This window comes from Bradyrhizobium sp. WSM1743 (assembly GCF_000473065.1).
In the GTDB taxonomy this organism is placed as follows: domain Bacteria; phylum Pseudomonadota; class Alphaproteobacteria; order Rhizobiales; family Xanthobacteraceae; genus Bradyrhizobium.
The window spans coordinates 57,400-69,584 of record NZ_AXAZ01000025.1; the positions used below are offsets into that span (position 1 = coordinate 57,400).

At 64.1% G+C, this 12,185-nt stretch carries 12 protein-coding genes; 9 read left to right on the forward strand and 3 right to left on the reverse strand.

All coding sequences use genetic code 11. The features are described from left to right. Nucleotides 1-54: 54 nt before the first annotated feature. From YU9_RS41700 to YU9_RS0117430, 5 genes are all read left to right on the forward strand, one after another. Nucleotides 55-2,154, forward strand: coding sequence for an AAA family ATPase (locus YU9_RS41700; protein WP_051380420.1), 2,100 nt, complete (start codon nt 55-57; stop codon nt 2,152-2,154). Further along, a complete protein-coding gene (locus tag YU9_RS41705) occupies nt 2,154-2,474 on the forward strand; it encodes an HNH endonuclease (RefSeq protein ID WP_051380421.1) in 321 nt (106 codons plus the stop codon). Before YU9_RS41700 ends, YU9_RS41705 begins: the two co-directional genes overlap by 1 nt. Beyond that, nucleotides 2,471-3,046 (forward strand): hypothetical protein, encoded by a 576-nt coding sequence (locus YU9_RS0117420; protein ID WP_027573999.1) that lies wholly within the window; start codon nt 2,471-2,473, stop codon nt 3,044-3,046. The genes YU9_RS41705 and YU9_RS0117420 overlap by 4 nt, the downstream gene beginning before the upstream one ends. Before the next feature lie 102 nt (nt 3,047-3,148). Then, entirely contained in the window at nt 3,149-3,697 is a 549-nt protein-coding gene (locus YU9_RS44650) for a hypothetical protein (protein ID WP_051380422.1), read from the forward strand. Further along, a complete protein-coding gene (locus YU9_RS0117430) occupies nt 3,684-4,022 on the forward strand; it encodes a hypothetical protein (RefSeq protein WP_027574000.1) in 339 nt (112 codons plus the stop codon). The genes YU9_RS44650 and YU9_RS0117430 overlap by 14 nt, the downstream gene beginning before the upstream one ends. An 81-nt stretch (nt 4,023-4,103) precedes the next feature. On the opposite strand, the gene YU9_RS0117435 is transcribed toward YU9_RS0117430, so the two are convergent. Then, a complete protein-coding gene (locus YU9_RS0117435; protein WP_027574001.1) occupies nt 4,104-4,697 on the reverse strand; it encodes a hypothetical protein in 594 nt (197 codons plus the stop codon). A 474-nt stretch (nt 4,698-5,171) separates the two neighbouring features. Between YU9_RS0117435 and YU9_RS0117440 the strand changes: the two genes are divergently transcribed. Together YU9_RS0117440 and YU9_RS0117445 are read left to right on the forward strand one after the other, a co-directional pair. Continuing rightward, nucleotides 5,172-6,830 (forward strand): site-specific integrase, encoded by a 1,659-nt coding sequence (locus tag YU9_RS0117440; protein ID WP_027574002.1) that lies wholly within the window; start codon nt 5,172-5,174, stop codon nt 6,828-6,830. 179 nt (nt 6,831-7,009) lie between these two features. Beyond that, a complete protein-coding gene (locus tag YU9_RS0117445) occupies nt 7,010-8,158 on the forward strand; it encodes a hypothetical protein (RefSeq protein WP_156951950.1) in 1,149 nt (382 codons plus the stop codon). On the opposite strand, the gene YU9_RS44655 is transcribed toward YU9_RS0117445, so the two are convergent. After that, nucleotides 8,146-8,814 (reverse strand): Uma2 family endonuclease, encoded by a 669-nt coding sequence (locus YU9_RS44655; RefSeq protein WP_198028254.1) that lies wholly within the window; start codon nt 8,812-8,814, stop codon nt 8,146-8,148. The genes YU9_RS0117445 and YU9_RS44655 overlap by 13 nt on opposite strands. 1,323 nt (nt 8,815-10,137) lie before the next feature. Here YU9_RS44655 and YU9_RS0117460 point away from each other — a divergent pair. Together YU9_RS0117460 and YU9_RS41720 are read left to right on the forward strand one after the other, a co-directional pair. Continuing rightward, on the forward strand, nt 10,138-11,022 hold the full coding sequence (locus YU9_RS0117460) for a nucleotidyltransferase (protein ID WP_027574006.1): 885 nt from the start codon (nt 10,138-10,140) through the stop codon (nt 11,020-11,022). Further along, nucleotides 10,952-11,647 (forward strand): SLATT domain-containing protein, encoded by a 696-nt coding sequence (locus YU9_RS41720; RefSeq protein WP_156951951.1) that lies wholly within the window; start codon nt 10,952-10,954, stop codon nt 11,645-11,647. Before YU9_RS0117460 ends, YU9_RS41720 begins: the two co-directional genes overlap by 71 nt. Here the strand turns inward: YU9_RS41720 and YU9_RS41725 are convergent. Next, nucleotides 11,620-11,943: a helix-turn-helix transcriptional regulator gene (locus YU9_RS41725; RefSeq protein WP_063623721.1), complete on the reverse strand. Its 324-nt coding sequence runs from the start codon at nt 11,941-11,943 to the stop codon at nt 11,620-11,622. The genes YU9_RS41720 and YU9_RS41725 overlap by 28 nt on opposite strands. Nucleotides 11,944-12,185 lie beyond the last annotated feature (242 nt).

The window sequence follows — 12,185 nt, forward strand, 5'->3', positions numbered from 1 at the left end:
CGCGTCGGCCGCGGAGCCGGAAACACTCGTCCATTTACGAAACCGGAGCGATCGATGAACCTGCATCTACAGCGCCCACGCGACCTGCTCGGCCGTGCGTACCTGGACATGTTGGCCACGGAGGGTGGCGCTGTGTCGCGGCCGCTTCTGCGCAGCGGCGACCCCGACGACCCGATCGAACGGCTGATCGACGAACTGGCGGCCAAACCGGCCTCGGACGCGCGCTCATCAATCCGGGCCGATCTGGCCGCGGCAGCAATCCTTGTAGCCCGCGCCATCGAGCCGATCGAGGAGCTGACGGGGGAGCTGAGGCGCGGCTCGCCAGTCGTATCGCTGGCGGTTCTGGGCGCTGAAGCCGTTACGCTGGTCCGACACGTCCTGGAGGCCTGTGCGTTCGGAACAAGCGCAACGGTGCTGGACGAGCGGACTTTCAATGACCGCCACGCGCGTCCGGTCCTGCTCATCGCCAGGGACGGGACGGCGAGCGATCACAGGGCCGAACGCGGCAACGATGTGGTCGCCGACGCCCTGCACGCGCGCGTCCCGGTGTTCGGGGTCGCCCCCGACCCGCGCCGCCATCTGCCGCGCGATCTGCTTCGTGCGTGCGACCATCATCTCTCGCTCGGTGTGCTCGACGCTTCGGCCATCGCGCTCGTGATCGAGGCCGTGACCGGACGCCCCACCGCCGCCCCCATTGACGAGCAACTTGTGCGAGCCCTCGAGTTCTCGGACCTCACGCTGGCGATCCGTGCCGACCGAGAGCCAGACGACTGCATCGAGCGGCTGAAGAGAACCATCGCGACAAAATCGTATTTCGACCACCGGGGTCCGAGCCTGGAGGAATTGTCGGGCTACGGGGCGGCGCAGCAATGGGGTCTTAATTTGGCGGCGGACTTGCGCGAATATCGCGCAGGGCGCCTCGCTTGGGACAACATCGAAAAATCTCTGCTGCTGGTTGGCCCTCCTGGCGTTGGTAAAACGCAATTCGCGCGCGCCGTCGCAAAAAGTGCAAACGTACCGCTCGTGTCAACCTCTGTCGCCGATTGGAACGCAGCTCCATATTTGTCAGGCACGCTCTCGGCGCTCAAGGATTCGTTCTCGCAGGCACGCCGGCTCAGCCCGTGCGTGCTCCTGATCGATGAGCTTGACGGAATTTCGGATCGAACGAAACTTGGATCTGAGTACCGCGAATATTGGTTGCAGATTGTGAATTTGCTGCTTGAGATGTTGTCGGAGGAAAGGCCCGGCGTCGCGCTGATCTCCACCACCAATCACCCCGACCAAATCGACCAGGCCGTGAAGCGTGCCGGCCGCTTCGACCAGACGATTGAAATCGAGCTGCCCGACGTCGATGCTCTCGTCGAGATATTTCGCTTTCACCTGGGTCCCGAATTGCTTATCGGGATCGATCTCATGCCCGCGGCACTCATGGCATTGGGCAGGACGGGCGCTGACTGCGAAGCTTGGATTCGGCGCGCGAAGGCGCGCGCACGACGGGCCGCGCGCGATTTGACGATCGATGATCTGATCTACGAGATCAGGGCGGGTCGCGACGTCATGCCCGACGTGACGCGGCGGGCTTGTGCGGTTCATGAGGCCGGGCATCTGGTGGTCGGTCACGCGCTCGACGTCTTCGAGGCGCGAATGTTGGCGATACTGGATCGCGGCGGCACAACCGCCATCGACATCTCACGAGCCAATTCGCAGACCGAACGCGGCATTGAAAACTACATCACGGCGCTTTTGGCCGGTCGCGCCGCCGAGCAAACAATTTTGGGCGCATCCGCCGTGACGGCCGGCAGTGGCATCGGCGAGGATTGCGATTTTGCCCGCGCCACGCTGGCCGCGATGGACATGGAGCTGCGGTTCGGTTTTGGGGCACTGGGCGTGATCCATTTTCCACGGCACGCAACCGAACTCCTTCCGCAGGATCTTGTCGTCACCCGCCTGATCAAGACGCGGCTTGATCGCTGCCTGGCGCGAGCAATTGAGCTGATCGTGGAGAACCTGGACACGGTTCAAGCCATCGCTACTCTACTCGAAGCGAAGGGCTATCTCGGTCTTGAGGCGATCAGGCAATTGCTGGCGACACATCCGATACGAGCCACAACGAGCCACGGCGAGGACCGAGGCGCTGATCGCCGGGCCTGTTGATGAATTATCTGGCGTACATCTCGAGCGCGGTCTGGCGCAACAATCCGGCTCGCCTGCGCGAGCTCGCAGCCGCAAACTTCGCCTGTCGTCTGTGTCCCAACGAGGCGGCGACCGGTGCGCGGATCGAAGTCCATCATCGCACCTATGAGCGTCTCGGCAGCGAGATCGACGGCGATCTGATCGCGCTGTGTAGCGATTGTCACCTTGGCGTGACGACGATGCTGCGCGCACGCCGCTACGCGAACAGTCAGATCCCCGAGGTGGGCGACACCTGGGTGCAGCCCGCATTGCCTCTTTTTGACGAAGGAGACAGCGTATGAGCGTCGAACGCATCACATTGAAGCTCGTCGGCGTCGGTCCCATGCTGATGCATTCCGCAAGGCTTGCCGATCCTCTGGATGCGCTGACCAAAGCGATTGCCGCGATCACCTCCAAGCGGATGAAGACGGACGCGGACTACGAGCGGATCGCCGAGCTGGAGTGGCATGGCGGGCTATGGCTCGCCGGAGGGCGACCGTGTCTGCCGCCGCACTGCCTCAAGGCGGTGCTGGTCGAGGGCGCGAGGCGGCGCAAGAAAGGGGTCATCGCCAGAGCGGCTTTCCGCGCCGATGGGCCTGCCCTGCTCGACTACGACGGTCCGACCGAGCTCGACGAACTCTGGGCCGACCAGCGGTTTCGTCATCGCGAGATCGTCCGCGTCCGCGACGCGCTCACGGTGCGGACGCGTCCGTGCTTTCCCCTTTGGAGCGCCCGCGTTGACGCAACCTATCTGCCATCGATGGTCAACCGCAGCGAATTGGTCGAGTTCTTCCGCCTCGCAGGTCCCCACGGGCTCGGGGACCGTCGCCCGGACTATGGCCGCTTCCGAGTCGAGGAGATCGAAGCGGCATAGATCACAAGAACCTCGCGTGGCGTGGCGTGGCAGGGTGCGGCCCGTCGAGGCATGTCGAGGCCCGGCTCGGCTTAATCGGTCAATTGCAAAGGAGTTCGTTCGATGCGGCGCGGTGACAAACAGCGCGCGCGGCGACGACGTCGCTGCGCCTCCGGCCCAAGCAAGGTCAATCCTTTGAGTTACTGGCGCCGGTTTCCGGCCGAGGCCTTCAATGCGCCGTTACGCGGCGCGCTTGCACGAAGCATCAGGTCGATCGGCTCGACATTGCCGGAGTGGCAGGCAGCGATCGCGGGCGACGCGGGCGCCGCGGTCGGCATCGTGCTCCGGCTGAGGGCGCCTTTTCGCGTCACCGCGCGCACCGATCTGGCGATGACCCTGCTCTTGAACTGCGCTTTTGCAAACGCAGGGGCCGCGCTGGTGCTGTCACATGCGCTGCGGCGGATGCAATTTGCCCGTGTCGAACGAAAGCGGCTCGCAGAGTCCTGGCTCGTGCATCACGGGCAATTGGCACAGCACCGCGGGACGAGGAGATCGAGCGGCGATCGCAGCAGCTCGCGTCGGCCGAGCCGGCTCGAAGCTCGCGCGCGTGCGAAGCGCGACGATGTTCGACCGGCGCACGAAAATTGGGAGGGACCAGATGACGCAGCGTAGTGCGAGTGCGACCCCAGCGCGGATCTGCGCGCGCCCGGATCCTGCGACCTGGCGCGACGACGAATTGATGACCCTTGCCGAAGCCGCCGCGCTGTTCTGGCCGGAGGGGCCGCTCACGGAGACGAGCTTGAGGACCGCGGTTCGCGACCATCGGCTGGCGATCTCGAGGATCGCTGGAAAATTCTTCACGACCAAGCGCGCCATCGCCGCGCTCGAGATCTGCGAGATCGTTCCTGGCGGACAGGACCGCATACCTCGCCGTCGTGGCGACTATCGTCAGGATCTGCGCAGGATCGCGAACATGGGACGGTCCGTCCGAACGTGACCGGCCGGACGGCCGAAAACATGGGCCCGTCGGCGCGCCGACCGGTCATTGCGCGGCAATGCCGCCTGCGTGCGGCACGGTTCACAGGCTGCGCGCGATCTGTTCGATCGACCGGCGCGTCAAGTGACGTTCGCGGATGATGCCGGCGCCTTTCACGCCGGCCACGTAATCCGCGACACTCGCAAGCGGCGCACGCCAATCGGCTGGCGCAAAACCGAGCGGCGCGGCGCCGCGCGAGACGAGGTAGGAAATCGCAGCACGGGGGTGGGAAGCGCCCTCGCCCGCGACCGAGATCAGTGACAATGCGATCGTATCGGGGCCGTCATCGGGCGCGTCCTGCCCGTAGGCTTCGGCCGCAACCGTAGCGAGAAAGCCGGCAAAATGGTCTTCCAGTGTGATGCGCGAACGGTCCCGCGCGCGGCCGACCGGCAGCAGCTGGCCGAAGCCCTGCAGGCTTGCGAGCGAATCCTTGACCAAGTCCGAGCCGGCCACCGCGAGCAGGAGGCGCGCGGCATCGCCAGGTGTCATGTGTGCGGCGCTGGATCCGTGCCCCTTGAACGTGATGAGGCGGCGGTCGGCCTGCTGAAGATTCCTTAAGTGCTGGACCACGGTGAAGGTCCGCAGGCCGAGGGCGGCGGGGAACACCTCACTGGCAAGCTTGAGCGACGTGACCATGGCGGGGCCTTTCGAAGCAATCCTTGGAAACTGCATTCGAATCCTTATGACAAAAAGCGTCGTTGGAGAAAAGTGCCAAGCTGATGCGGCGTCCGCCTCCGAGGAAGACAATCGCACCGCCTCGCCCGCTGGGAGGGTGATCGAGGCCCACGGATAGCCTTTATTCATAGGCTTCGATACAGGCCTCGATTGAAGGGCTGAACGCGCTGGCAGACCGAGCCCCTCCGCTCGATTCGACGTTGACTGTCGCGCTAACCGTCATTTACGTCGTTGGCGTCCTGGTCTTTCGGCAGCATGTCGCTTTCGAAGTGCCACGACATCACAGAGGTGAAAGATGAGACCGATGCCGTTTCCCCCTCGCGGGGGACGCGTGGATGGTTTGCGCCCTGAGCGCACCCTTCTGCGCACCGTTCGTGCCACCGTTGCTGTCGCAGGACGCGGGACCATTCTTAACCAGCGCATGGGGGTGAACTCATGAACCGGCCCTACAAGAAGATCGAGCGCGACCGCCATTTGCCGCTGATCGGCTACACCGAGATCGAGGCAGGCAAGCGCGAGCTCGCCCGTGCTCTGTTCGTGGAAGGCGAGAGCGAAACCGGCCGGCGTCTGCTCGAGGTGCTGCGCACCTACAAGATCGTCGACGAGGCCGAGCCGCGACTGGTGTTTCGCTGCGAGGCGGACGACCGCCAGGCCATGATCGTGATCCGGGATGGGCGCGAGGAGATCAGCACCGAGATTGCGCAAGGCGAGCTTGAGGACCCCTACGCCTGCCCGCTAGCCGTGGCCAAGCTGGAAGCCTATTGCGAGGAGAAGGCGTTCCGTCTACGCGCCAAAAACGCCCCCGAAGACATCCCGATCAGCGAGATCATCACCCGCTATCTGGACCTGCTCGACCCCGACAATCTCGACAAGCGCGCCCGCGAGCTTAGGGAGCGCCAGTGCAAGGAGCTGAACGAGGCCAGCCCCTGGAACTACTTTCGCAGCTCGAAGAACGGCGGCACCCAGGTGATCGAATATGTGAAGAACATGCAGCTCGGCAAGCTCAACCGCAATTTCGGGCACAATTACCGACATTGGCGGCAGCAGCGTCCCAAGAAGCTCGGTGGCGTGGACGAGGCCGGCAACATGATCGAGAGCGTGAAGGACGGCACGATCCGCTCCCACCTCTCGGTCGTCAACCGGGCGTTCGCCTGGTTCCTGGACGAATACACCCCGCCGATCCGGCTGCAATTCGATATGCCGCCGATCGAGGACCGGCCGGACCAGAAGATCTGCCTGACCTGGGACGAGGTCCGGCGGGTGATCCTGTGGTGCCTGGGCTACGTCTGGATCGTGGGCGAAGGTTTTGCCACTGAGTGGCGCATGTGTGGGGCGAGCTGGCGTCTGGTGCCGGTCCGGCTGCCGCGCAAGCAGACCGAATACCGGCTGAAGCTGATCCGGTTCATCCTGATCTATTTCCTGACCGGAACGCGTTTCAAGGCGATCCTCGATCTCGGCTGGGAGCCAATGAACAAGCGCGGCTGGATCGCGCTTGCAAGCTGCTGGATCTATCGCAATGGCCGCAAGACCCCGCGCAACAAGACCAAGCCCCGGGAGGCAGGTCCAATCCTCCCCCTCACCCGTCGCCTGTTCGTCGCCTGGCACGCCCGTGACGAGGCCTTGCGCCGGCGTGATGGTTGGACGCGGCCAGCGCGAGACCCGTACTTCTACGTCGTCCACGACGGACGGGGCAACCCGATCAGCCGCCGCGTGATGGAGGATCTCGTGAAGGAGGCCTTTGCTGCCGTCGAGATCGGAACGACCGCGCACAAGTCCAAACACGGCGGCGTCACCACCTATCACGAGGCAGGCTTTCCGCTGCATCAGATCTCGTTCTTCTTCGGCACCACCGAGGATGTGGTCGACAAATCCTATCGCGTGCTCAAGCGTGCCGAGCAGCTCGGCTTCGACCCGGACCCCAACGCGGCCGATGGCGCACTCCGCCCCGAGCTGATGCGCCTGCCGCCGCCGAACCCCGAGCGGCTCACCTTCCGCGGACTGGTCGATCCACGCGGCTGGCTGCCGAAGGTCCGCTGCATCGACCCGCCGCCGAAACCGGCGCCGGCGCGCCGGGGCGGTGCCAAGGCCGCCTGACCCGGCCCGATGGCCTGGCCACCCAGGTAGCTGCCTGGGTGGCCCTCCCAAGCTTCCATCCCACCATCGTTGCTTTCGAAATCGAGGCCGTCCGATGCGATCTGCTGCTGCCTTACTCGCCTTCCCCGCCATCTTCGCCGCGCTGGCGCGCGCGCCTTACTGCCGCGGAAGAGGCTGACATGCCGAAAGGAGCGACCGCCATCAAGCGGCCCGCGCCGCGCGCCATCGACCCGCCGTTCTCCACCGGCGACGTCATCTTCCTGCTGCAGAGCGCGAGCTGGGCGATGCCGCAGAACCGCGAGCTTCGCCGGCTCCTTCTGTGCGTGTTTGTGGTGCTGGCCGCCACCGCCCGCATCGGCCCCCACAGCGCTGTCAGGATCCGCTGGCGGGACTATCTCGACGACGCCGTCGAGGTGCGCGGTGCCCCGCGCGGGCCCACCTACAGACCGGTGTTTCTGCCCATCGCGCGGGAGCTGATCGCGCGTTACCGGGCCGCCCTGCCCGCGCACCATCGTGACAGCGAATTCCTGCTCCTCTCGCGCAGCGGCGGCAAGGTCCAGGCCACCGACATCACCAAGACCTTCCGCGCGCTGGCGCGCCGCTGCGGCATGCCCGGGAGCCAGTTCGTGACGCGCCTGCTCGAATATTTCGACCGGCAGTTCGACGCGGCGGACGACGACCGCGCCGCGGTGGCAGCCCTTGCCGGCCGGCGTCTGGCCCCCGACGAGGTCGGTTCGCTGCCGACGCGCCAGATTGAACGTGCGCGCGAAGACCGCGAGCGCCTCGCAGCCGTGCTCAAGACCCATCATGCGCTCGCCGGCCCGCCCGGCCGGTTTCTCGGCCCCCGGGGGATGCGCCTCGCCGCCGAAACGCAAAAACTGGCCCGTGCCAAGCGACTTCCGATGCGGCGCTCAGTGGCGGTCGGGCGAGACCGGATCTGCCGTCTGCTGGCCGATGAGTCGTGGGACACGAACCAGGGTCGCCAACGCCGGCGGCTGAAGGCGCTGTATTTCGACGATCTGGACGATCTCAGGCTCAAGGGCGAGCTGGCCTACGCCGACATCGCCTATCTGTTCCACGTGCGCTTGCGCACCGCGAAGGCCTGGGCGTGGCGGCGGCGGAGGTCGCTGCGGACTGAGGCGCAGGCGGCCCGTGAGCGGCAGTGGCGAGCCGCCCTGCCCGTGCTCTATCGCGCCCGGCCGGCCGGGGAGCGGCTGCTCGGTTTTCAGGCGAGGATCGCCGCGGAGCACCCGGACTGTCCCTTTGTGGGGGCGCAGATCAAGGGTGTCCTGCTCGTCGCCGGCGCGCTCGGACCCTACCGCTGCTGACGGCGCAGACGCGGCCGCGGCTTCACCGCGAGCGTATCGTAGATCTCGTCCAGCGTCAGCGAGGTTGCGAGCGACGGCAGCGCGATCGCAACGCCGAATTGCTCGACCCTCTCCGCCGTCCAGCTGCCGTCCTCCTGCCGCCTGTGGACGAGCACGCATGCGAACGCGACCTCGATCTGCATGACCGTGTCGACGCCGTCCAGGGCCTGGTATTCGCAAAGCCTTGTCCCATAGTCGACGACGGGGATGGCGATTGAGGCGATCTCGACAATCATCACGGGCCTGGAGGCCGTCATGGCCGCCGCGTCGGGCGGGGAGCAATCGACCACGACGTCCGGATAGCGGACCGTATCGGGTGCGGTCCGCACCCCCGTGAGGCGCGATGTGGCGCGCGCGCCGGTGCGCTTTGCCGCCGGGACCAGGGCGGTCAAAACGTTGCTGCAGATGACGTTGTGCGCCTCTGTGCCGCCGGTCGTGACGTAGACAATGCCGCCGACGAGTTCGAAAACGCCGTCGTGGCCTGAGATGGCGGCGAAAAATTCCCCGATTGAGAGCGTCTCTTGCTCATCACGAGCCATCGCGACATTCCCACTGTTGCTGCGCGTGTCAGCTGCGAGGCGCGCGGAGAGTTTGATCGGCGGCGTCTGGTCCGGCAAGCCCTCTTGCCGCGAGCATCGCAGCATCCCTGAAAACCCATCCGCGTCCCACGTCCGTCCCCGGCGCCCCCTTCACGCCTCCTCGCGCGCTCAACGGGTCGACCACGCAAGGAGGCGTGAAGGCGGCGCCGTGGCCTTAGACCGGCCCCTGATCTGGCCTTCACGTCAATTGACCTCGCAAGCAGGCGCAAAACTGACCATGGAACCCAAAATCGCGCTTGCAAAAACTTCGGAAAATCGGCGGTTTACGGTTGCGCAAATCCGCGCACATGGGCGGCCATCCGGCAGCTTTGGACGCCTTCACACGGCACGAAACGGGGCTTTTGTGGTATTTTGGTATGGGAAATCGGTGATTTTAAAGAAGTACCAAGAAAGTACGCAAAGTTCCTCACGATTGGAATCGGCACGGCTGCGCAATCGCTTACTCACGATCGCGAACGGTGCGGTTGAGCCCGCGGTGCGTAAGGAGATCGCATCGGACGCGATCGGATGCGTTCAGAAGCGTCTGAACGCATCGAGCAGACGACGACGTGAGCGAGAGACTTAAGCTAGCTCGCCGAACATCGCGTTTTGTGTGATCGTCGCGCGAGTTCGCAAATACACTTGACGACGATGCCTGCTCACGACGGGCCGCATGGTTCGGTGGACGATCTCACGCGACAATTTTTCGAGGGTGTTAAGCAGCGCGATCGCGTCGCGAAAGCTGCTTCAAAGTCTGAATGTATGATCCGTTCAGATCACTTTATGTTACGTCAGCGTAATTAAACCGCCGCGCACCCAGCGATGCCGAACGGCATGAATGGTGATCGCGGCGGCTTGCGCGAACCACCTAAAAGCGCTCGCGCGTCGCATCCCGCGGGGTGGTCGAGTGGCCAAAACTCCCACCCTCCTTCCACGCGGTGCCATCATGCAGTGCCGATGTCCCGATCCCTATCCTAGCATTGTATGCCGCAGTATCGTGCACATGAAGAATGCCATTGGATGTCTCGCACCGAGTAGATGCTGCCTGACGCGGCCGTAATTCAATCCTTGCTCGGCGTCGGATTTCCTGATCCCCTTGAACGGATCGTGGCGCGTCGATGCCAAGGATTCCATTGGACTATGCGCAGCCTCCGCCACGCAGATCGCGCCGGTCTCACTATGGCGTACTCTGACGAGGCCTTCCCGGCGGCGCCGGTGAAGTGCGCGATGCTCCTCCCCGCCACCTCAACCCGACAAGGATTAGTTTCGAACGCGAAAGCTGTGGAAACTGGGCAACTCTAACTTGCAATAGCTCCACGGGCTCCCACATCGATGGCCAAGTGACGGGGCGCGAGGACACGAATGGGCGTCGGGGAAGATTTCCAGAAGTTCAAGGACAACTATCAGATCACGACCGAGCTGATCACGTCGATCTCCTATCGCTACAAGCGCATCACCCGCCAGCTCAACACCGATTTCTGGAACACCAATTCCGACACTGCGCACAGCCTCTATGTCGGCTCCTACGGCCGCGACACCGCCGCCAAGGGCCTGAGCGATCTCGACATCGGCTTCATCCTGCCCAATGCGGTCTATCACCAGTACAACGGCTACCAGGGCAACGGACAGTCCGCGCTGCTCCAGGCCGTCAAGCGATCAATGCAGAAGACCTATCCGACCTCGGAAGTTTCTGGCGACGGCCAAGTCGTTGTGATCTCGTTCAACGACAATCTCACCTTCGAGGTGCTGCCGGCTTTCGAGAACCAGAACAGCGAAAGCTGGACCTATCCGAATGCCAATAACGGTGGCAGCTGGAAGGTCTGCAATCCCAGGGCCGAGATTGCCGCGATCGACACCCGCAGTGCCCTGACTAATAAGAACCTGAAATATCTCGGCCGGATGATGCGTATCTGGGCGCGCCACTGCGCGGTGCCGATCAGCGGCATGCTGATCGACACCCTGGCCTATCAGTTCATCGAGACCTATCCGCACCGGGACAAGTCGTTCCTCTACCATGACTACATGGCCCGCGACTTCTTCGACTATCTGTCCAAGCAGGACCAGAATCAGACGGTGTGGCGCGCGCCTGGCAGCGGCTCGCACGTTCACCGCAAGGGGGTGTTCGAACACAAGGCACGAAGCGCATATCTGCGCGCGACGGAGGCGATCAAGTACAATGACGACAATTACGAATGGTCCCGGCGACAGAAATGGCGAGAGGTGTTCGGCACCCTCTATCCCGGTTGAGCCGGAGCGCTTCGCCTTCGAAAGTCAGGTGCGGGAGAGTTTTGGACGCTGTGCCTACACCCACAAGACCCATGAGAAGATGGCCGAGGGTTTTGCCGCCCGTCTCAAACACATCAAGCTCGGCCAGATTGTGCTGTCGGCGCTGACGACGGGTGGCGCTGTTGGTGTCATCTTTGATCGCAATTCCCTCGTCTACCCCTACGCGACGGCCCTGCTGGCCATCTCGCTCCTCATCCTCAACAGCTACGTCAAGGACATCGATCCGGGCGAGGCGGCACAAAAGCATCGCGAGGCCGCCTCCGACATCTGGAACATCCGCGAAGCGTATCTGAGCCTGCTGGCCGACACCCGCGACCCCTCGATTGCGCTCACTGAACTGCGCCGACGCCGCGACGATTTGCAGGCTCAACTGCACAAGATATATCGCATCGCGCCTCACACTGACGGCCGTGCCTATGGTAAAGCCCAGGACGCCCTGAAGAACAAGGAAGACCTGACCTTCACTGACGCCGAGATCGACGCGTTCCTGCCGGCCCCGCTCATGCGGACGATCAACACGCGGATGCGGGGCCAGTCATCACAAGATGGCTCGATCGATCAGCGCGACAGCGGTTTTAAGGGGTGAGCCCGCCTTTTCTTGGCGGGCTTCCCCCGGGCCCGCGCGGCCGGCTTCGTCCACTGCGCGAGCACGGTGCCTTCCGGCAGCACGAGCTCGGCAAGCTGGACGCCGAGCGCGGAGGCAATCTTGTGCAGCGACAGCAGGGTGGGATTGGCCTTTCCAGCTTCGATCTCGCTGATCAGCGCCTGGCGCAGGCGCGTTTCATCGGCCAGGTCGTACTGCGTCCATGATTTCAGCAGCCGGCGTTCCCGCACGTTGCGCGCAAGCAATCGCTGGGTATATGCCGGTTTCCGGGGCTTCATCCGGCAGGATGATGCATTTCGCGAGCCCCGGCAAAACACGCTTTACCGTATGAAATACGCTTTGGCGTGTCCTATGCACCGGTTTTTGTCGAGCGCGATCCGGTGTCCTGCGGTCTCCCCGGGGCCGCCGGAGCCGCTCCGGGCTTTGCCTTACCGGGTCTCGATCGTCCGCCATCGGGGCACCACCGGACTCTCCGGAGGTTTCCCCGCTGTCACCGTCCAATGTCCCTCAGGCGCTCTAG